The 21,960-nt window shown below is 45.6% G+C and carries 18 protein-coding genes; 3 read left to right on the top strand and 15 right to left on the bottom strand.

Annotated elements, in window-relative coordinates; genetic code table 11:
- Nucleotides 1-34: 34 nt before the first annotated feature.
- The 13 genes from AAC052_RS16930 to AAC052_RS16870 all read right to left on the bottom strand — a co-directional run bounded on the left by AAC052_RS16930 (nt 35) and on the right by AAC052_RS16870 (nt 15,652).
- Nucleotides 35-844, bottom strand: a complete 810-nt coding sequence (locus AAC052_RS16930; protein WP_339814737.1) for a YARHG domain-containing protein — start codon at nt 842-844, stop codon at nt 35-37.
- Nucleotides 845-1,111: 267 nt separating this feature from the next.
- Nucleotides 1,112-3,460, bottom strand: coding sequence for a hypothetical protein (locus tag AAC052_RS16925; RefSeq protein ID WP_339814736.1), 2,349 nt, complete (start codon nt 3,458-3,460; stop codon nt 1,112-1,114).
- Nucleotides 3,461-3,985: 525 nt separating this feature from the next.
- Nucleotides 3,986-4,405, bottom strand: coding sequence for an HU family DNA-binding protein (locus AAC052_RS16920; protein WP_339814735.1), 420 nt, complete (start codon nt 4,403-4,405; stop codon nt 3,986-3,988).
- Nucleotides 4,406-4,690: 285 nt separating this feature from the next.
- Nucleotides 4,691-4,987: a hypothetical protein gene (locus AAC052_RS16915; protein ID WP_339814734.1), complete on the bottom strand. Its 297-nt coding sequence runs from the start codon at nt 4,985-4,987 to the stop codon at nt 4,691-4,693.
- Between the two features lie 10 nt (nt 4,988-4,997).
- Nucleotides 4,998-7,934 carry a DUF6493 family protein gene (locus AAC052_RS16910; RefSeq protein ID WP_339814733.1) on the bottom strand — a complete coding sequence of 979 codons (2,937 nt, stop codon included), beginning with the start codon at nt 7,932-7,934 and terminating at the stop codon, nt 4,998-5,000.
- Between the two features lies 1 nt (nt 7,935).
- Nucleotides 7,936-9,279, bottom strand: coding sequence for an SWIM zinc finger family protein (locus AAC052_RS16905; RefSeq protein ID WP_339814732.1), 1,344 nt, complete (start codon nt 9,277-9,279; stop codon nt 7,936-7,938).
- Nucleotides 9,280-9,541: 262 nt separating this feature from the next.
- On the bottom strand, nt 9,542-10,573 hold the full coding sequence (locus tag AAC052_RS16900; RefSeq protein WP_339814731.1) for a transglutaminase domain-containing protein: 1,032 nt from the start codon (nt 10,571-10,573) through the stop codon (nt 9,542-9,544).
- On the bottom strand, nt 10,546-11,283 hold the full coding sequence (locus AAC052_RS16895) for a carboxypeptidase-like regulatory domain-containing protein (protein WP_339814730.1): 738 nt from the start codon (nt 11,281-11,283) through the stop codon (nt 10,546-10,548). Before AAC052_RS16895 ends, AAC052_RS16900 begins: the two co-directional genes overlap by 28 nt.
- Before the next feature lie 150 nt (nt 11,284-11,433).
- Nucleotides 11,434-12,489, bottom strand: a complete 1,056-nt coding sequence (locus AAC052_RS16890; RefSeq protein WP_339814729.1) for a nucleotidyltransferase domain-containing protein — start codon at nt 12,487-12,489, stop codon at nt 11,434-11,436.
- Nucleotides 12,489-13,241, bottom strand: a complete 753-nt coding sequence (locus AAC052_RS16885) for a nucleotidyltransferase domain-containing protein (protein ID WP_339814728.1) — start codon at nt 13,239-13,241, stop codon at nt 12,489-12,491. The genes AAC052_RS16890 and AAC052_RS16885 overlap by 1 nt, the downstream gene beginning before the upstream one ends.
- Before the next feature lie 109 nt (nt 13,242-13,350).
- Nucleotides 13,351-14,265: a TIGR01777 family oxidoreductase gene (locus AAC052_RS16880; protein WP_339814727.1), complete on the bottom strand. Its 915-nt coding sequence runs from the start codon at nt 14,263-14,265 to the stop codon at nt 13,351-13,353.
- Nucleotides 14,262-15,086, bottom strand: coding sequence for a hypothetical protein (locus AAC052_RS16875; RefSeq protein ID WP_339814726.1), 825 nt, complete (start codon nt 15,084-15,086; stop codon nt 14,262-14,264). The genes AAC052_RS16880 and AAC052_RS16875 overlap by 4 nt, the downstream gene beginning before the upstream one ends.
- Before the next feature lie 68 nt (nt 15,087-15,154).
- A complete protein-coding gene (locus tag AAC052_RS16870; RefSeq protein ID WP_339814725.1) occupies nt 15,155-15,652 on the bottom strand; it encodes a transcriptional regulator in 498 nt (165 codons plus the stop codon).
- Between AAC052_RS16870 and AAC052_RS16865 the strand changes: the two genes are divergently transcribed.
- Nucleotides 15,653-15,844: a hypothetical protein gene (locus AAC052_RS16865; protein WP_339814724.1), complete on the top strand. Its 192-nt coding sequence runs from the start codon at nt 15,653-15,655 to the stop codon at nt 15,842-15,844.
- Between the two features lie 495 nt (nt 15,845-16,339).
- Nucleotides 16,340-17,524 carry a DUF4249 domain-containing protein gene (locus AAC052_RS16860; RefSeq protein WP_339814723.1) on the top strand — a complete coding sequence of 395 codons (1,185 nt, stop codon included), beginning with the start codon at nt 16,340-16,342 and terminating at the stop codon, nt 17,522-17,524.
- Here the strand turns inward: AAC052_RS16860 and AAC052_RS16855 are convergent.
- On the bottom strand, nt 17,521-19,128 hold the full coding sequence (locus AAC052_RS16855) for a thiol-activated cytolysin family protein (protein ID WP_339814722.1): 1,608 nt from the start codon (nt 19,126-19,128) through the stop codon (nt 17,521-17,523). The two genes, AAC052_RS16860 and AAC052_RS16855, sit on opposite strands and share 4 nt — an antisense overlap.
- A gap of 988 nt (nt 19,129-20,116) precedes the next feature.
- On the opposite strand from AAC052_RS16855, the gene AAC052_RS16850 reads away from it, so the two are divergent.
- Nucleotides 20,117-20,935, top strand: coding sequence for a hypothetical protein (locus AAC052_RS16850; RefSeq protein WP_339814721.1), 819 nt, complete (start codon nt 20,117-20,119; stop codon nt 20,933-20,935).
- A gap of 3 nt (nt 20,936-20,938) precedes the next feature.
- Here the strand turns inward: AAC052_RS16850 and AAC052_RS16845 are convergent, their stop codons facing one another.
- Nucleotides 20,939-21,943 (bottom strand): ABC transporter ATP-binding protein, encoded by a 1,005-nt coding sequence (locus AAC052_RS16845; RefSeq protein ID WP_339814720.1) that lies wholly within the window; start codon nt 21,941-21,943, stop codon nt 20,939-20,941.
- Between the last annotated feature and the right edge of the window lie 17 nt (nt 21,944-21,960).

Below are 21,960 nucleotides of genomic sequence, written 5' to 3'. Positions count from 1 at the left end.
AGTTAGAACCTAGAACCATACAGCATACTGAAAGCTACTTTTCAGCCTCAAGCCGAAGGATGAAATTCACAACCATTTTTTCATTGCTGGTCAGTCGATCTGATACATTTTTATAGGTTGGCTTATAATACATGAGATGGTTCAGATAGTAATTTTCTAATTCCTTATCGGAGAACTCAAAGTCATATTTGGCGAAAAAGTAGTTTCTCACCAGCCTTAACTCATTTTTATCTAAGCGACTTAGCGGTGCCAGGCTTTCGAACGTATACATATAGCCTGTCTCCTGATACTGCTGCTTATCAGTGTCCACAATGAATTTTGGCCCAATAGTATAAAAGCTTATGGACTGCGTAATATTCTCACCTCTCGGCACATTCACAATCGGCACTACCAAATGATTTCTTCTTGTTCGTGATACTACCAGCGTATTATTAGTTACCACGTAGCTTTCGTAGAAATAATAAGTGGCATCTTCGGCCCAGTCTTCATAAAATGGTTTTATGGTCAACACATCCTCAAAACGGCCGTTGAGTGAATACAATAGTATTTGCCTGGTAATTCTTCCAAGCGGATCGTTTTGTTGCAGATCGTAAGCAAGTAATACGTGATTATCTAAAACAATGGCTGTGTCTGGCATTAACGTATATTCATTTTCCAAGTCAGATGAACTGAGATTCTTCATATAAATCCTGCTGTAAAACCTTTTGCCATCACTGTTTTTCATATTCAAAAAATCAATGAACTCAGAAAACTGCTCTTCCGATTCAAAAGAAACATTTTGCGACTGGGCTAAAGAAGCACTAAAGAGGAATCCAAGGAAAACTATGGCAGAAAGTAACCGCATATGAATTCTGGCATTTGATACGATTGAAAATAAACAATTACATGAAATAGCCATAAGGAAAGTCCATACCCAGCGGAATGAATAAAGTCGGAGAATAGTCGACTATCGCTTCCAAAAGGTTTTGGCTATTCCATCTGGCCCCTAAAAAGTAAATTTTATACAGATGAAATTGACCACCATTATCTTCCGCAACCGCCTCTACCTGCTAGCCACAAGCCGATGCCTGCTGTATGGAATGTACAATTTGCAGTTCAGGGAGATGTTAATTCAGCTTTTTGACTCTTCGGAAGTTGCATTTTCAATGCTATTTAAAATCTCTTTTTTGTGCTCCTCAATCGATTTACGATCTATTATTCGTCGATAAAAAATCCTCCCAAGTAAAAATTCACTCAGAGCAAGCATACTTGTGAACGCTATTTTAACTATTTCCTGGCGGAGAGACGGTAACGTTTCGGCCCAGTTTAAAAACCTTGCAATGTAATTGAAACTATTGTTTTGAAATGCAAAAGCCAAGACCACTATTATCACAACGAGGATGCCGAGCGCAAAAGACACCCAGCCAAAATTCTGCCATTTTTTTAAAGTCGCTGTGGCTAAGGCTTGATCTGAGATGCCTTTCAAAGACTTGTATTTTTCTTCAAAATGAGCTGCTTGGCGGGATAAATTACTAATCTGAATCTTATCATCTAAAGTATATTGGTTTACCTGTTCGGTCGGCGCTTCATTTAATTTCTCAATTGTCTTTTTTAGCGACTTTAAACTCAATTCAAGATTGCTTACATCTGTTTTAAGATCTTTTTCTTTGGTCTTGAGCGTGGTGTTTTCGATATCAAACTCCAATTTCTCAACTTCAAGGCGGATATTTTTTTCCTTTATTTGGGCTAGTTCAGTCTCTTTCTGCTGTTTTTCAATGAGAATTTGTTTGTAGTTTTTTTGCAGTTCATTTTCTACAAATACCTTAATATCTTCTAAGCTATCTTCCTCCTTCTTTTGTCGAAATTCATCTAAAAAGAAATCATTTGTCAAACACTTAATAATGAAATCATCGTCATCGATTCCCAAGGCATGAAAGTCTGCCAATGCAAGTTGAACGGTTCTACTTGCTGCCCTGTTGTCTTCAAAAACAGGAGATGATACTGCAGAAATAAAGGCCTTTCTATAATCGCTACTTTCTAGAGGTAAATACTTATAAAGTTTTTTTAAGAGGTATGTAGGTGTGAAAAAAGTGGGAACAAATACATCTTCGTTTAGATATTTCTTCTTTAGAGAGAATCTATCAAAGTCAATCAGAACCTTGTCTAAAGTCAACCCATAAAATCGATTTGACATCAAATCATTTGAACTTGCGTTCGGTAGAGCTTCCCTCTTTTCTAAAAGGATTTCTCGTATAAGTACGTCATGTTCTACCTTATAAATGTCTTTTTCCTTCCTTTGCTGCAGATTTTTCTCTGCTCTCGCTTCATTTTTTATTTGTTGAAACTTATTATATTCGGAAAGCTGGTCTTTGAAATTTTCGGATGACAGGATTTGATCATACTCTTTCCTGTCTATTTTGATTCCAAGTGAATCCAATATTTCAACAGCTCTTTTGAGTTTTTCCGTAGGGTGTTTAGCTGCGTTTCCAAACTTGAGGTACTCTTCGTAATAACTTGAGGTGTAGGAATCTATTCTACCACTTTTCATGCCAGCCTCAATAATCTTCTTACTAATATCAGCTTTGGAGACTAAATCCTCCAGTTCATTCTTTGTGCGTTTTAGCTCATTGTATGTCTTGTTAGTGTAATAAATTGAAATATTTAATGATTGGGAGTTTTCCTTTATCAGCTTCATTAGCTTGATACAAGCTTCATTACTTGTATGCATTCTCAAGTTTAGTACAGATAATAATACGTTAGTATCTAAATACAGATCTAGGTTGACAGGATTGATATTCTGAATTTCGTTAAACAATTCCTGAGAAAGTCCAAGCGCAAAAAAATATTCAGTTTTATCAGCCAGCCGCTCCAAAAACAACTCCTCATCGTCTGTAAGTAGCGAAGGAAATTCCTTTACATATTGTTCGAAGTGCCTTTTGTGTTTGCTGTCTGCTATCTTTGATATGGCACTGTCAAGAATCTTCTTTCTAGAAGCAATGTCGAAGTCATGACCTGAGTCAAATGGCTTAAATAAATTGATTGCCGCTTTTCCATATACATAGAAACATTCATTAATGTAGTCAATGAGTATTTTATGAATTTCTTCAAGCACCTCAAAAGGAACATCTCCTTTACATATACGCTTGTATGAAGTTTGAAATTGTGTAAAACCCTTTTGCAAAACGGATCGGCTCTCAAGTTGTTTTTTCGAAATTTGATCAGCAGATTCTTTAGCAATTTTGATTGCGCCCTTTTCTTGAATAATTATTCCTTCTTCGAGCAATGTGGTAGCTATCTCTTCAACCTCACCTTTATTTAGAGCGATTTCATACTCGAGAGATATGTATTCTAAAAGCTCATCGATACCTGCCGCTTGACCAAGGCTGAATAGTGTGTATTTTATTATGGAGCTTATTGATTCATCTCGTTTCTCAGTGTTTAGTACTGACAAAACGTCGATAATACGATTTATCTTCGACATTTTTTCCTTATTAGGTATCCTACAAATTTAACAAATTTATGGATTCAGATGAGGCAAAATAATAACCTATTATAGGAAAATATCTTTTAGATAGTACCCCTATTGATTGCTGGCCGATCTCAGAGCATTTTCAGTTGATTTAATATTTTGCCTTACAAGCAAAATAACACCTGTGCGGCAACGGCCTGCTGGAATCCAAGGTGTCGGTAGGTCGGCTGATAGCCGGGAATAACCCCCAGTTTCTAATCATCTTTTAATGGGTGTCTTCCTGTTGGTTGGAGTTTGGGGTCAAAGCCCAGAGCTTCAGTCGCAGTGTCAAATCTTACTTTTGCCCTCAAAATTATCCCAACAAAAAAAGGCCCGAAAGCCTTTTTCATCATCTTAACCGGCAGTGAAACTGCTCACTTCCGGGGCTTTTTACGCCGGGTCTTTAAAAGTTGGCGTTGAGTCCTGGTTTTCCGGCCAACTTTTCCGGAAAGTTCGCCATCTTTTTTCAACTCTTCACCAACTTTTTCAGGCCCCAAATCAGGGAGTGCTGCCGTTAGTCGGCTCCGGTGGCATGGTGCCGTTGTTGATCCGCTTAAAGTCAGCTGCCTGGAGCGTTCTCATAAAAACTTTGCCTGGTCTGAACCTTACCTTGGCAGCAGCAATATGGCTCTTTTTGAACTCTTCGGGGCTGGTGGCTCCCTCCGACTTTACGCTGGTGTAAAAAGTACCTAGCTCCCCCAGCCTGACGATCTTGCCATCGGCAAGCATTTTGGGGATCATGGTAAGCAAAGCTTCCACCACAGCCATGCTGTCGGTAGGTGTTACAGTAGATCTTTCAGCGATTTCCTGCGAAATACCCCGCTGGTTGACTTCTCCTGTGGCGTTCACTACGGCATAGAACTTTGCCGGTGCACTCTGGTCAATGGGATGAAAAAAGACCTTTGTCCCTCCGATCATTAAAGGGGTTACTCTTGCAGGGTGGTGAGAGTAACCCCTTTAATTATAGCATTTGGCTTCGGAAGGGTGCGCCAGGCGAGGGAAGTATGCTCGGTTTCAGAAAAGCTATTGAGCTCCGAGCTGCGGAAAGCCGCATCAAAGACTACAAAAGTTTTGTCTTTTAGGCGTAAGGCAGCGGTGCTGCGAAAAACCTGCGCTGGCTGGGCTCCCAAACTTTTGTAGTCTGGGCGGCGTTGGCCAGCTTGCACTATTAAAAAACCTTTATCGCTCCGGTCATTAAAGGGGTTACACTTGCAGGGTGGCGAGAGTAACCCCTTTAATCAGAGCATTTGGCTCCGGAAGGGTGCGCCAGGCGAGGGAAGTATGCTCGGTTTCAGAAAAGCTATTGAGCTCCGAGTTGCGGAGGGCGGCAACAAAGACTACAAAAGTTTTGTCTGTTAGGCGTAAGGCGGCTTGGCTGGCAGCGGCGCCACGAAAACCCAGCGCTGGCTGGGCTCCCAAACTTTTGTAGTCTGGGCAGCTCTGGCCAGCTGGTTTAGGCAGGAACTCTGTCTCGCTGCCAGCGGAACCCCATTTTAGCACTGGAACTCAATCAAATGATACTTTCGACAAGCTTGGTTAGCCCGCTACTTTCTTTCCAGGTTGTCAGCTTTTTCATCAGCTTGTGATCCTTGGTCAGCAACTCCCGGTCGTAAATTGTTTCTTTCAGTAGCTCAAGCAGCTTTTTGAGATTCCGAACCGGCTCATCCGGCAATTCAGTAAGACAGGCCTTTATCAGGTCGAACATGGCTCGTTTGTGCTTTGTGGAAATGGTGTAGATAGTCAACGCCAAATCAGAGAACCTTTTCACCGGTGCTAAATTGCCTTCATAAACCTTTCCCACGGCACAGCCCACCTGTTCGCTCCTGATGGTGTTCGTCGTCACACCTGTCACCCAAAGCTCCCCAGCAATGGTTCGGGCGGTTTTATCGGAGCAGGTCATGATAATACCCAGGAATTCATTAGGCGTATCGCCCCAGTCTGACCAGATGGTCGCAAGGTATTCCAGTGTCCTGATCACCGTCCTTTTTTCTGTTTCTGACGTTAACGGGTCATACCTCAATGCTTTTTCAGCCACCGAGACTAGCAGTGGGGATGGATGGTTGGGTATTAGAGAGAAAAAGCGCTTCACATCGTTGTCCACTGCAACCATCCACTTTTCCTTAATCAGCTGGCTACCGTACACTGATAGCGGGATTTCGGGTTGCTCCTGCTTTGGTTTCAGCAACCCAAAAAATCTTGACGGAGGTGGTGGCGTGTCGATTTGCTTTGGACGGTGTACACGAAGCTCCGTTCTGGTATTGTCGAACTCTACACTTTTGCCACGCTGGTAGTCGTAGCGTCTATCTCTGAATCGGTAGGTTTGAACGCTCCAGTTAAAAACACCGGTATAGTAGTCTTCGTGGAGGCGCCCTGACGCAGTTTTCAAAAGACGCTCTGGAATAGGCTCGTTCCTGGCGATAGCCGACACGAGCCATACCTGAGGGTTCCGAACTTCGTCGGCACGAAAGTCGTCGGCTCCAAAATGATATTTTAGAAGGGCTCCTAATTCCCCCTCTACCTTCTCTACTCCATCTGGCAGCACGTCAGGCTTGCGGCAACGGGCTAATGCTACTTGCAAATCGGCTTCACTGACATCGATATTTTGCTTTTGGTGCTCCACTATTCTTGCCACCAGCACGCTGCCATCCACCCAGCAGGGGAAGTGCGTAGGTGTGGAAAGTAAGGAAGGTAGCTGGTTTTTCTTGACCCTGTTAAGTACCAGCAGGCATAACTCCCTGAAAAGAAAGTAGACCGGCGTCATGTCTTCCGTATGCCAATATTCTAAAGGCAATATGCGCTGCTTATAATACTGTGTGTTTTTTGCTTTGTCTAAGTCCTTCTCTCTTGCCTCTTCGATCATCTTTCCAAGTGCAGGGGCCTGTGACGGGTGCCGGGCGGCCAGCACTTCACAGTATTCCAAAAAGAAAACAGCCATGATATTATCCACATATAGGGTGCTGGCGGTCCAGTCGCCTATCAATTTCTTAATGGCTCTTTGGAGGGCAGGCTCCAGCTTGTCAGTATCGCCTTCAAGCAGTTTGTTGTGATTTTGCATAATACCTGCCAGCAGCAGGTCAAAATGGTGCGGGTCATTGTTGTCAAACGCCTGGCTGGCCAGAAAAAGAAATTCATCGAACCCTTCGGGCACTTCGAATGGCTCAGGCGTTTCCTCTATGAAATCGTCCGTTACATCTTCCAAATCTTCCTGGTGCAATGGCACCTCCATACTGTCGGCATTCAGTGCATTGGAAAGTATTGCCCTGGCATCCACCATCAGCGTTTCCTGGTATGGAGTAAGATCGTCAATAATTGACGAATAGTTGCCGCCGTATTTCTCAATAAAACGTGCCGCCCTAACCTGTAAGTCATTATCCTGCTGAATGAACGCCTGCACTACCTGGCTACAGAGCTCCTGCTGCAACTTTGGATTCTTCTTCGCAAGGCGATCCAGGATAATCAAGCACGATTGTACAATCGATTTGGTGTCACTACTTAACAGCAGACCACTATTAACTATAAACTCCTGAGCACTGAAGCCAGGCTTATCCTGTACCTTTTTGATTAGCTTTAACGAGCTATTGATGATCTTGCTGTGAGGTGATGAGAACTGGGCTAAAAGCTCAGCCTGCAGCGCCATGATCTCATTGTCGGAAGGTTCCAGATCGAACAAAAGGCTGGCAAACCACCCGGACGCATTTTTATCAAAGTTCCTGTTCATGGCAAGGACGGTTTCCTTCAACAACCGATTTCGGTCAATTCTCTTTTCGTCCACGAGTTGCTTGAAGGCACCCCGCCAGGGATTTTTTCCTCCATGATTTTGAAATTCGTAGTAATTGTCAGACCAATGCAGGTTAGATTGATATTCAAAAAGATGCCAAATATGCTTTTCCAGGGTGATGGGGTATTGCCAAAGGCGCTCAGGTCTGAAGTATCTAATTTTCCAGTTCTTGGGGTCACTGTCAACCAACACATTGGGCAAAGTACGCACCACGATTTCCGGACCAAGCTCCACATAACCCTGCTTTTCCAAATCAGTTAGCTCTATATAACTGAGTCTGATATATGCCCATACCTCACTCTTAGCATCATTCACATACGATTGAAACCAGGAGGGGCAAAAAAGCGGCAATATTTCATCCAACAGATCTTTGGTCAGAAAATTATGTACGCCCCAGTTCTTACTAAACTCTTGAAACGACTGACAATAAAAAGAGCCAATTGACCATATCGTTTTTTGCTTATCGGTGCCCTTCGGGGTAGTAGATTGTTGGTAAGAGAACCCACTGGAAGTTACCGTTTTGGTGTTGTACTCCCACACATAGTTGAGTTCCTTCAACTTGGGCAACAACTGCTTTCTTTCTTTGGCCTCCAGAGAGGTGAGAAACGGAATAATCTCAGATACTTTTTCTTTTAAGAGGATATCTCCGAAACGTTCAATATGGTTCATACTATTGTTCTAGCAGTTTCTTTTTGGTAGCCAATATATGCTTGCATACACCACGTTGGCCTTGATGTTTCGCAAACCAAGTGCAGGTACACCGGCTTTGTTCACCCTGGATCAGTACGGTATGATGCACGCCAGTACCTTCCACTCTGGCCTCGATGCGATGGTCTTCTTTTGAAATGATGGTTACCTTATCCTCTTCAAGCAACTTTTCAGCTCCCTTTAAGCGAGGATTCAGGCTGAGGATACGCTCTGTTTTGAAAGGAAGGCGCCTGTAGAAGTATTCGTTATCGTCGAGATCAAAGCCGAGCAAGCCCATGGCAGCCATTCTGGAAGAAATACTTTTCAACTCGTCTACTGTCAGCGATTCTTCGATAGCCAGCAATGTGGGGTTAAAGGATTGGTTGGCATAGCTGTAATTGTCCATTTTTTCAACCCAGGTCTCAGGAATCTCTTCCACCAACGATTCTAAGGCAGCCCCCTCTCCGGAAAAACCCCTCCAGGGGTCACGGCTAAGAGAAAGCGAAAACCGAACCATTCCAAAATATAGCTGCCAGGTGGTAGATTGCATATCAAGGCGGGCAAACACACGGAGCTTGTCGGCCAGGGGCATAAGTTGCTCAAGCAGCCTGAGTCGATGAACGCCTCCAACACAAATGGCATCTTTGCTCGCCATTGGCGAGAAGATATACTGGGCTCCTCGTTTAATTAGAAAGTAGTCGCCCTTCACCTTGCCTTTAGGAATACTCTTAAACAGTTGCAGGGCCTGTGGCCTACTTAGAGAAAAACCTTCTTCGGTGTCGGCAAGATAAATTTGTACGGTGGTTAACCCCTTGATCCACTTAAGGGGTAAGGGCACCTTACGTTCTACGACCTTCTCTCCTTCCCTGTGTATTCCAACCTCTTTTTGTCCCACCGACAACAACACCTTTTCCTGCTTCTTCACCATGCTGAGCGCATTGATCATCGGCTGATTGAAGTCGACATTGGTAGTGCCGTTCTCTAAAAACTCACCGTCGAGGCCATCAGGAAGAACGTCTACCCTTGCATAGGCGCTGGCACAATGTGAAAACCCCTCAAACCTGATTTTTTCATTACCAGAAGTAACAATAGGGTCTTTGAGCTGCGCCAATTGAAACGGAGAGAGGCTAAAACTCGACCTGACTACATTGCTGAGTGTTATCAAACAACGGGACACATGATAGGGGTCGTTTAACTTTCCCCAGAAAAAACAGGGGCTGCTTCCTTTTTGGACTTCGTTGTACTGAGCGAGAAATAGCTCTTCTTTGGAACCGCTCTGGATCAGCGCAGAGGGGCGCTGATAGGAATAGGTAATATTTTCTGACATAGCTGACTTTCTTCGGCCTAAACTAAAAAATATTGACCAACCACCTATGTAGATAATACAAAAATCACCATTTCGAAGTTGGAAAATTGCCGGAAGTGACGTTTTTATCAGCCCATTTAATACACGTGCTCGTAAAGTAAACACGAAAGTCCTCACAGGCTCTATGAATAAAGACTTTTGCCGCTCCGATCATTAAAGGGGTTACCCTTGCAGAGTGGCGAGAGTAACCCCTTTAATCAGATGCCGTTCTGCAAGGGTGTTGCTACTTCGCTATCCTTACTTCGTAGGTAAAGAGGTAATCGCCACTATTTCTCACATGCAGGGCATAGGTGCCACGAGCAGGGAAAGTGTGGGTGATGTTGTACAGTCCGTCTGCTTCTGGAGTCACCTTTGGGCTGAGGTCAAGCACATGGCTTCCCTGCACAATTTGTAGGGTCAGCTCTTCTGGTTGAATCGGAGCACTGAAACGAAAAGTTATAGGAACTTTCCTCGTAGCGGCAACATTAAAAGTGGCTGGCGCTACGGGAAGAATTTCCTGACCAATACCATCGTTGTAAACCAATGGCCCGTTAAGGTAAGAGGTCAGGCTGGGCTGGGCTTCCATCAGCAGCCAGCGGGTGTCGAGCGGGTAATGGTTGCGCACAAACAGCTCCGGCGGCGTGAGAAAATAAGCCTCTCTGAATTGCTTGATAAACAAGCCCTGCTGTGTATCGATGGTGCCGCTCGACCAGGTAGCATCACATAAGTACCACTGGCCGCTGAGCTGCACGGCATTCCATGAATGATTGGGCACTCCAGGCCCACCAATATTAGCTTCAGCATTACGGCCGTAGCCATCTACGATAACACTCTCAATGTCGGCATGGTATGCCAGCTCCCGGATCAGATAGGCATAGCCTGTGCACACTGTTGAGTGCTGCTGAAGCAGCCTTTTAAACACCTGCGGCGCAAATTTCCTGTTCCAGTCGTCAAGGGCATCCGCATCGTTGAGTAGCTTTTTTCTTTTGGCCTGGTTGCGTTCGAAGTAGTCGAAGTCGTTGTCAATATTATTACAGACCCAGCGGTAAATGGCCCGGAACTTCTCAAGGTCATTGGTGAAGGGATGCGTGAGCTTATGCGAAAGATCGTTGAGGTTCGCCAGAGAATAACCGTGATAAAGACGAGCCACGCTGTCGGCTCTGGCAAAATCCACCTGCGCTATCGTTGGTGATTGTGCCAATAGCTGCATCGTTGCCAACAAGCAAGCCCCAAAAAGGAGCATTCGCTTTAAAACAGGCTGGCTACTTTTTGCCATGCGCTTCGGAAGGGGTTTGATTTGGTTGCGTAAATGTGGTCAATAGATAATTGCCCCATAATCATGGAGCAAAACTTCAAATTCAGTTCAAGGGGGACTTCAAGATTTGATGCTGCATTCTTGGGGACAATATACTCCTGAGTGTTATATCCTATGAAGCTAAAAACAAGGACATCGCTAGGCATCAATGGTTTAGGAAATACAAATTGTCCATTAATATCGGAAACAACTCCGGTTGTGCTACCTTTTAAGACAACAGTAATCCCTGCAAGAGTTTCCTTTGTTTCATTATCAACTATGGTTCCCTTCACCGTATATCCTTCCGGCTTCACCACACTCTTTTCCTCCTTGCTATCTTTACTCTGCAGATCCTCAACCTCTCCTTTTCCAGAAACAGTCTGCGCATCGGCCCTTCCGCTTTCAAACATCAGCAACGCCGTGAGAAATCCGGCTTGCAGCCATTTCCAACCTGCATGCGTGGTCGGTGCTGTTACCTGGGCATATTCTTTGAGTTGCGTCGGGTGAAATCGTCCGCAGGTGTGGGACTGGTGGTCGCTGAAATACCGGAGAATTTCCTGGTCGTTCATTTTCGTAAAATCAACAACAGTCTTTTGGCACGACTGGCAAAACCCGCCTTCGGGTGTGGTTTGGAAGTTGGACCAGTTTTCAGTGCATGGACTGGCAACTGACAGAGAGAATTGCTGTTTCATACTCTTTAGTTTCACGGTTGGTTAATATACAACAACCGAGGTGATTCGTCCACTTACAAAGAACAAAAAACCACCCTCACAGTTTTAATTTCAAATGAAGACGCTGAACAGAAACAGGTGGATCATGAACCGCTCGCCTGCAACTTAGACCTACCTGTTCCAATAAAACTGATCCCGCATGTCGACCAGCGCTCTGTTAAGTTCTGCAACATCGGGGAACTCGGGCAATGCCGATGTCGCATAGGCAACTTCAATCTCGCCAATTTTCTCCTCAGCCCGCTGCAGCAAGTCATCATACTGAAACTCTCCCGTCTTTATAATGAGCAGGTACTCTCTGTCATGCCTTCGCACATGGAGCTTCCCTTCTCTGCCAATTTCTTCGCACATAGTCAGCAGTCTAAATGTGTGCATCATGTTCTTGGCATCATAATTCTTACCGTGCTGGAGGGTGTTTTGATACCGTACATCATTTCGTTTTTCTGCCCACTCCCAGTATTCTTTGTACTCTTTACAATGTTTTGAATAGCCAGATTTATTAAAGGACATTATGGCAATTGGGGCTTGACCTGATGGAATTGGGCTAAGCGTAATATCATTAGCATCTGGTCCGCTAACAATGCCTTTAAACTCCCCCGACCCCTGATAAAGTCCATATACTTCATGCATATGAGGAATATTAGCGACGCCGCATTCAGTTTGGTTAATACCATTTTTATTCAGAAAGTCTATCACAGGAATTGAGCCCTGTCCTTGCGCTACAAAGCAGAAGTCCAGCACGCTTTTTCGATCTTTTTCCACTGGATTAAGAATCTTCTTATTCAGCCCCTTTGCCTTTCGTACCTGTGTCATGGCATATCCTCCGAAGCTTTCTTTACACTGCTTCGATAATAAATCCATCTCTCTCAAACGCTTAAACAGTGGATGAATTTTCAGTACCGAATCATCGGGTGTATAAAGCATTTCCAGCATATTGGGGTTACTTCTGGCCAGCAATTCAACAAAGCGTTTTAACTCGTAGTAAACCGTGTCATTGGTGGCGTCGCTTACCTGTTCGACATAATTTAGCCCATAGTAGTCCACTTTGGGCAAAATGAATACCCCCTTAATGTCTTCATCAGAGGTTGGGGTGGCAAGTCCATAAGCGTGACTTCCACTTAGGCACTCAAATATGATGATGTCTCTGGCTCTTAATTCTTCGATTGACATTATTCGGCCTTCACGGTTTTTCGATAAAATTCCTCCAATTTATCAAAGTCGCCTTTTCCGGATGACAGTGATGGGAAAGCAGTTTCATTCTGTTCAATCACATCCCGCAGAAAGTGTAAAATGACTGGTTCCTGAGGATGAAGATAGTCTTCTTTCTGCGTGGCTTTGAGCTCGATAAGCGACATTATTTTATCCCGAACTTCTTCACCGGCAACACTTAACATTTTTGTTATTTCAATATGAGGAACGGAGCCTTTTTCCCGAATCCAGGCACCTGCAATAGCAGTTCGAAGCGCATAGAAATACTTTTTCAGCTTTACTTCTTCGCTACTACACGCCTCGAGGTATTTTTTTGACATGCTCAGATAATGATGCATAGTAGCGACTGGTGAGAAGCATTGAGCTGCTACCTCCCGTATGCCTGATAGGAAGGTGGGGTCGGCTTGATAGACTATGGGAGACTGAATCCATTCAAGAATGGGTGCGTTGGATTTCCAGAGCAGTTGTAATGCTTTTTTGATCTCCCACCCTCCGATGTCCAGTTCGTCATTAATGGGAAGGTTTATTGTATCCTTTTTATCTGTTAACGACAGGTGCCAGTCGAGGCTATGGGCGTAGATGAACCGTACATCATAGTCGCTATTTGGCGAGGGAAAGCCCCATGCACGAGATCCCGATTCGCACGCATAAAGTACCCTTATATTGTAATCTTGCTCTATTTGAGTAAGCTTTTTCCTGATCAAATCTTCCATGTTTTCAAGAATACGATGAATGACCGATTAAAGTCAACTAAGAGTTTAAAAGTTTCTTTGCACTTGAGAAAACCTATTATGGAAATGATCGGTCATTGGTTCGGGCCTCTTACCTCTTTAAAAGTTCACTCAGTGCTATTTCAAGTTTCGGATACTGAAACTCGAACCCGCTTTCTTGCAACCGCTGGGGAACTACCCATCTGCTTTTCAGTATCAGTTCGGTTTCCGTTTGGATGAGCCATGCACCCATCTTTAACATCCATGCTGGCATAGGCAAGCCAAAAGGTCTGCCTACCGCTTTTCTGAGAAGCCTCGTCACTTCACTATTAGGTAAAGGGTGAGGTGCAGCAGTGTTATAGATTCCATTTGCTTGTTCATTTTCAATTGCATAGTCAACAATCCTGGCAAAGTCCGCTTCGTGTAGCCAGCTGAAGTATTGGCTGCCCCTGCCCTGCTTTCCACCCATTCCGAGCATGGCGAGACGCTTCAGAGGTTGTAAAGCGCCACCGTCTTTGCCCAGCACAATGGCTGTTCGTAAGGCTACTTTGCGGATACCTGGTGTGTTGGCATCAAAGAAGGTTTGTTCCCACTTCTTGCACACATCGACGGAAAACCCTTCGCCCAACTCTCCAGTTCCCTCATCCATGGGTCTGTCGAGTGCATGCCGGTAGATAGTGGCCGAGGCTGCATTGACCCATACTTTTGGCGGATTTTTCAATTGGCTGATGGCTTTGCCGAGTAGGTAGGTCGCATCTATTCGGGTATCGTAAATCAGTTGTTTGTTACTTTCCGTGTAGCGGCAGTCGACTGATTTTCCGTTGAGGTTGATGAGCGCCGTGGCCCCCTCCAGCTGGTTTGCCCAGTACCCCAAAGTGCGGCCGTCCCATTTGAAGTACTGCACCCGAGCCGTATTTAGCTTATGTGTTCTTGATAGAATAATGACTTGGTAACCTTTGGCAGCGAAATGGTTGACCAATACGCTGCCCAAAAACCCAGACCCGCCGGCAATGATGATCTTTTTCATAGAGAAGTAGTTAAGATGATAATGAGGACGAGCAACCGATACAATACCCAGGTAGCAGACAGTGTCGATGGCAATTCCAATATTTTCACCCTTCTTATGTGCTCAGCAAGCATAAGGGCAGCCACAAAAAGGAAGTAGATGGCGAACACCATCGGGCTATCGATCCATCTGGCAACAGCCAGCGCAGGAATGAGTAGCAGTGCACCACCCAGCGAAACGGTCATCATGTTCCCGATATAGTGGATGATTCTGTCTTTTTTCACCACTGCGAGTACAGCGCCCTGAAACAAAAGCTGTCCACCACAAACGATAAACTCTCTCCAAAAGCCGGTGGCCGGTACAATGGGGGCCATCAGCATGGCATAGCGTACCAAAATCAGGGAAGTAACTAGCCAGGCTACGACAATGTAAGCCCAGCGGTAGGTGTAGTTGAGATCGGGCGTGCATTTGTTCCGTCCCTCAAAAACAGCCCCAGGTGCTATTACTTTCCTGTTGTATGATATAAACAGATACAAATGGCTGATCAGCCACTGGAACAACCTGGCACCGAATAACGGACGCAATACCGGTAGGCTATGGCCAAGGATGGTGGTTAGGCTTTCCACTCCATATTTGATGGTATTGGTTTCCTTGTCAATCAATGCTATTTGATTGCGGGCTTTCTGCCAATCGATCCCGGGAATCTCTTTATCTACTACCTCGGAATAGGCCACTCGTCCGTTGCGGTCAAGCATGCCAGTGCGCACAAATGCCCTGGTATACACACCGCACATCGGGCATTCATCGTCATAGATAATGGTATGATTTTGTAACGTTCTCATACTTATAGCGGATTAAATTAAAGTTCCATTAGTTTCAATATTTTTTGAAAGTTTGTCCTAAAAAAATATCAGAGCTTCATCAGCAGTTTGTAGAACCAGTTCTGATCGGATTTGGTGAATTTTTCAAGCACGCCATCCACCTTCAAAGAGAAATCCTGCAAATCGCCCGTCACTTTCTTGAATTCCTTCAATTGTTCCTTATTATCTCCTGTCACGTCCTGCACCTGACTAAGCACCTTGATAATTGGCTCAATTTCCCTTCTTCTTCTTTCTTTGCTCACTTGCCTGGCCAACTCCCAAATATCCTTTCCAGCGGTAAAGAATTCCTTCCTCTCTCCTATCTTGTGCTCTTTATTCACAATACCCCAGTCCATCAAGGCACGGATGTTCATATTAACATTGCCCCGGGACATTTGAAGCTCCGCCATCACTTCTTCTGCGGACAATGGCTCAGTAGAAATTAACAACAGTGCATGAATCTGCGCCATTGCCCGATTAATGCCCCAATTTGATCCAAGAGTGCCCCAGGCTTCTATGAACTTCTTTTTCGCTTCGTTGTATTCCATATGAAGACAAACGTAGTAATACTTATAGATGTTTCAAATATTATTGAAAGTTTGGTTAAAAAACTTGTTAAGAAACTCCACCGCTGGTGTCGGGATCAAAAAGAAGTGACCCGTTCGGCATGTTTGGCTGCCCATATAGCCCTTATCGCTCCGGTCATTAAAGGGGTTACCCTTGCAGAGTGGCTAGAGTAACCCCTTTAATCAGATGCCGTTCTGCAAGGGTGTTGCTACTTCGCTATCCTTATTTCGTAGGTACCCCCCTTGGCGCCAGCGTCCGCTGGTGTCGAAATCAAAAAGAAGTGTACCGATCGATGCTTCCCTCGTCAAGCGCTGAAACGGAAGCAGTCACCTGGAATACAGACCTTTGCTCCGGTCATTAAAGGGGTTACACTTGCAGAGTGGCTAGAGTAACCCCTTTAATCAAAACATTTGGCTCAGCAAAGATCTCCTGCTTCCCAACCTCTACTTTATTTGATCACGTCAAACTGATACCTTTCTGCCATACCTCCGCCGTCTGACGGCCGCTGCCCAACGCATTCACTGCCGTACCGACGCCTGACAGCTGAGCATACCGAAAGCTTGGCGATTACCGCACGCCGGAACCACCTACTGGCGTGGTCATCTTACGGCGGAACGGCCGTCACTGTATTCTTGCCGGGAAGCCAATGAGGGTGTACATTGCTTACGATGTTAAAGGGAATAAGCCAGTTAAAACTTTTCAATTTGCGACCAGGGCTGATAATTATTCTGCTGCTTGTTTTACTCAGCACATGCGTTGAACCGTTTGAGCCGGAAGACCCCGGTTTCAAGAGTGTGCTGGTGGTTGATGGCTTTATCAGCAACAGCGCCGAACCCTACACGATCACTCTTAGCAGAACAGCGCCACTCAGTAGTCCTGGCGCTTTGCCAGAAGCCGGGGCGGCGGTCTCAGTTGCCGATGAAGAAGGGGGAGTCTATCTTTTCGGAGAAACAGCTCCCGGCGTTTATCAGAGCGATCCACGTGTCTTTGTAGGGCATGTTGGAGCCGGATATCAGCTCAATATCGTGACTGCTTCCGGGGAACAGTACCAATCCGACACGGTGCCACTAAAACAAAGCCCTCCTATCGACAGCGTATATTACGAGCGGGAACTACGCCTCACTGATGTGGAAGGAGAAGTGAATGATGGGATCAGTATTTTTGTCGATGCGCATGATAGCACAGGCCAAACGAGGTTTTACAGGTACGACTACACAGAAACCTACGAGGTGAAACTTACTTACCCTGGCGAGTGGGTTTATGATCCCTCACAAGATGCCAACGTCATCAGAAATCCCAAGTTGGGGCTTTGTTATGCAACCCACCCGGGTGGCAACATTCTTGTAGCCAATACAAGTAGCTATGCCGAGGACCGGGTAAAGAAACTTGAGGTGACCTACGTGAGCACAGGTGGCTACAAATTGAGCGGCCTGTACAGCATTCTGGTGAAGCAATATGCCCTTAGTGAGCCATCTTACCGCTATTGGTACGAGCTTCAAAAGACTTCCGAATCGCTTGGCACACTGTTTGACCCCCAGCCCTATGAAATTCGGGGCAATATCCGGAAGGTGAACGACCCGGAAACAGCCGTACTGGGCTATTTTGATGCAGGGGCTGTGTCGGAGAAAATGCTCTTCGTGGACAAGGTAACGCTTCTTGGCATGGACATCCAGTACCCTACCGACCCTTGTATTGCCCGGCTGGGTTATCCGCCAACCGCCGTAGAATTTGGCCTCTACCAGCAATGGGGCTACCTGATCACTGCCGTTGAGCCATATGTCATGATCCCTGCCGAATGCGGCGACTGCCGTTACCATGGCACGCTTGAAAAGCCGGCTTTTTGGCCACGTTAATTAATCAGCTCAATGGAAATTTCAGCATCAATTTCGAAATCGGCGGAGCTTAGTCTGATAGTGTGAGGATTGGCGGTAAACTGGTCGCTGGACAGCTCAATTGACTTTCTGTCCTCCTCGTTGGCGCTTCCACCGTCATAGTCACGGGCCCACGCTGATAGCTGGATTTTGGCCAGGGAGTAGTCGTGGGTATTCGTGTGAAAATTCAGGTCAATGAAATTGCCTGCCTGAATGATGCCCCCCGAGCCGACGACATGGCCATCGCCCGCACTAGAATAGGCATATACCCGCTGATCCACCGGATTAATCTGCTCAAAGTCGCTTGAGGCGTTTTCCCGCTCAAAAGCATTGGCGTAGACATACAGCCGGTCTATTTCAATGTCGTTATCAAACCCCTCGTCGTCTGCCTGCACAATAACAAACCTGTTGACTTTCACTCGTATCCGCTGCTCTATTTGCAGGGCTTTCACCAGTGTGTACTGCGAGGTGAGCGTCACCAGCGCCAACGTGTTGTCGACAACATGCCTGAACTTATATACCAGTGGCACGCCCGGAGAATCCTTCGTAAAGTCTTTACTTGCACTGATCACGTTGAGGAAGCCCTGCATACCCGTCTCCAGATCCTTCAGCCCAGCGGTGGAACCACCATACACCACGATGGAAATGCTTGAATTCTCCATCACCTTCCTTGTGGACACCCATACCGATATTTCCGAATCCAGGTTCCCTTTTCCGTAGGCTACCTGCAATGCCTGGTCCATCACATCCGAGGAGTAATCCGATTCAATAAAGATCAGCGCCATCATGCCGTAGCTAACACTCGCCACATATAGCGGAGACGAGCCATTAGGCATAGCAAACTCAGCTTCTTCGGCCGACACCGACGAGGCAAAAAAGCGGCGGGGTGAAGCTGGCGGGTCCACATCAATGGAATAGTAAATCTGGGTATACTTGGCCATGATCCTTGTCTTCTTTGTGCTGGACTCCCAATCGAATTTTGACTTGAGGCTCCCTGCTCCATAGTTGATGTCGGCCCCAACAAACAAATTCATTTGTGACTCGCTGTGCATCTCCTGGTAAGTAAAGTCAACCTTGGCCGGCACTTTGGTGTCGGTGGTTACTGCCTTTTTGAGCAAATCCGAAATACCCTGCCTCACCGCCGAGAGCTTCGGTTCATCAACAGTCTGGCTGAGACTCTCGCCCACCGATGAACTTTCAAGAGAGATAGAAAAAGTGATAGGAGCCCGCAGAAGGACAATGGGTTCGTATACAAAGTCATTGGCCTTCTCCCCCTTTACCAGGTTGCCCGGCCAGATGATATCATCGTTCAAACCGAGATACACGATGCTTTCTACATTGTCCACTATATCGTGCTTCTCATAGGAATACACATGACCGTTCACTGTGTCCTTCTCTATTTCTGTGATTTCATCTTTGTCGGGTTCTGCGGGCGCTGTTTTGCCTGCTGCTGACAGTACCTCGTCAAACGCCGGGTCGTCGTTGGGTAGCTCGTCTTCCTGACATCCTGTGAGGGCATAAACCAAAAATGTAGCCATCAACCACAGCCGGAAAACTGCGGTAACCTTGGGAAACTGATCTTTCATTTTTTCTGATTATTTGAAAGGCAAGGTCGGAGAAAAAGCCCCTTGAGCTCGTGCAAATTTGGCGCAAATGTTTACGAATTTGATGCAGGCACTGGTAGGGCATAGCATTGAATGCCCGCACCAGAGCCACTGAAACAGAAATGACTTATTCCCACAAAGATTATCGCAAGTGCCATCAGTCGATGCCATTGCTAGCTGTTGCTATAAGGCTGCACTATGCTACAACATTTCTAACTATGAAAACCGGGGAGCTTCCGTCGCAATCAGTCATCACATTTGCATGTCAAACAGGATGATTCTTGAAAATGGATTGAGGAGCGAAAATGGGATCAAGTAATATTTTGGGGGCTGGGGGTGATTTTTACGGTTCAAGCGGAAAATCTGGGGAGTAAGACGCTGAAATAACGTTGTACCATTTGGCGAATGATAGACAATAAAGAAGCAAAACTGGTTCAATGCGTCTCGCCCGGCCAGGTTAGGCTTGGACCTTTTGCCTCTTTATGTAATGACATAATACTCTTGTCAAAAGAACTAATCCCCCAGAAATATTGCTTGATCCGTGATTTTTACTTGGCAAGAGTATTATGTCATTGCCAAAAAAGCAAAACGGGCAGGGATTAGTCATCCGCTGCCCGTTTCATTTTTCACCAGCCTTAACCAGTGAAAAACGTCAAGCTATTGTTCATTCGCCTCAATCGCAACGTCACCTGGGTGGCACTACGCTCGACAAGATTCAAAGTACGCCGATCTCTCGACTTTCCTTTTTCTTCCCTGAGCCCTGCTGGCTCAGCAAACTATCTCTCACTTGATGTATTGAATTTCCATATAAAAATTTGCAAACGCAACTGCGTAAGAACCTACTTTTCAACAACTTATGCACGGAATTATCAACACCTGAGTTCATGTTGTTCACGACTATATCAACATGATATCCACATTTGTCTTCTGGTTTACTTTCTCAATCCAGGTTTCAACCTAGCTTTGCTTCATGTACATAGCCATCAATAAAGCAACCACACTGGCCCTCGGTATTTGGGTTTCAATTCTCGCTGTATCCTGCGACGAAAAAAAGAGTCCGTCTTCGAGCGACGAATCAATCAATGCACGCATTCAGCAAATGCCACCTGCGCTTCAGGAAGGCCTTAAGGCCCATGGTGGCCTTCAGAAATGGGCGACATACGGCACACTGAATTATACAGTGGCCTCCAAAAATATTCCGGAAGACCATTTGATAGACCTTAATAGCAGAAAAGTACTCATCACTACAGACAGCACTTTCACAATGGGCTTTGATGGGCAAGATGTTTGGGTTAGCCCAAACCTGGCAGCCTACCCGGGCTCCTCGGCAGCTTTTTACCATAATCTTGTATTCTATTTCTTTTCCCTTCCTTTTGTTGTCGCCGACCCTGGGGTGAATTACACCGCTTTAGCAGACATCACATTTGATGGAGTGGCTTACAGCAGGATCAGCATTTCTTTTGGGGACAATGTGGGTGAGTCGCCTGACGATCAGTATATCCTATGGTTCAGAAAGTCAGATCATTTGCTTGGCATGATCAACTACTCTGTTACGTATTTTGATGCTGGTAATGCCAGCAAATTCAACGCCATGGTTTACGATGAATGGCAAACGGTCAATGGCTTAAAGATTCCTAAAAAATGGACCTCCTACAAATGGGAAAACGATTCTCTCGGAGACAAACGAGGCGCTACTTTAATAACAGGTGTGTCCTTTCAGGAAGGAGCTCCGGATGCCACCTTATTTCAAAAGCCTGAAACAGCCGAGATCGACAACAAAGGCAATTAATAGTTATTTTTTTAGATGATGAAGCTTGGAAACAGGCCATCTCACGAGCCATTTGGAACCTGTTTTCAAAGCTCTGTTACAAATGGCCTTTATCTCTACATGCTGAGATGTACTCAAATGAATCATATAATAAAAACCCCTGAATTGTACGTCAGTTACCGTAGCTTCCACCCCAATTCCGTCAGCCTCTAACACCACATCTTCCGGCCGAACCATCCACTTGCCGTTTGCTTCACTGGACTTCACCCCCATTGACTCCAGGTTTTTTCTGGTAAAGATGTTTGCCTCTCCGAAAAAAGCAGCTCCATAGGCCGTGGCTGGCTGGTTGTACATTGTCTTTGGAGTCGCCAGCATGTCCATTTTGCCCAGCCTTAAAAGAAGAATTTTGTCCGCCAGAGAAAGTGCTTCTGCCGGGTCGTGTGTAACCATAATAACGGTAATGCGGAGTTCCCGATGAATCTCCTTCAAAACAGTCGTCATCTCGCTCTTAAGCATTACATCAAGGTGGCTGAACGGTTCATCCAGTAGCAGCAACTCTGGTTCATCAGCCAGGTTAACTGCCCACACCACTCTTTGCCTCTGCCCACCCGACAGCTGATCAGGCCTTCGCTCTTCCAGGTCTTTTAGCCGGCAGATTTTGATAAGTTCTTCTACTCTTTCCGATTTGTACGGATCGCTGAAGGCCCTCAGTGCATGCCTTAGGTTTTCCCTCACCGTCATCTTCTCCTGTAGCTCCAATTCCTGGGTAATAAGCTTTATATGGTTATAGCCAGGGACTAACCGGTCAGCAGGGCCCTGGATAAGACTACCTCCCCATGTGATTTTTCCATTGCTTAAATTGACCAGGCCAGCTATCGACCGCAACAATGTTGTTTTGCCGGATCCGCTGGCGCCAGAGATAACCAAAAAAGAACCCCGGGGCAACTTGAAACTAAGCTTTGAAAGCGCTCTTGTTTCAACCCCGGGGTACTTTACACTACATGTATTGACTTCCAAACCTTCAGGCATGCCCAAAGGTATTTCAT

It is taken from the genome of uncultured Imperialibacter sp. (assembly GCF_963974565.1).
In the GTDB taxonomy this organism is placed as follows: domain Bacteria; phylum Bacteroidota; class Bacteroidia; order Cytophagales; family Cyclobacteriaceae; genus Imperialibacter; species Imperialibacter roseus.
This window is presented reverse-complemented; position numbering and strand designations above follow the sequence as displayed.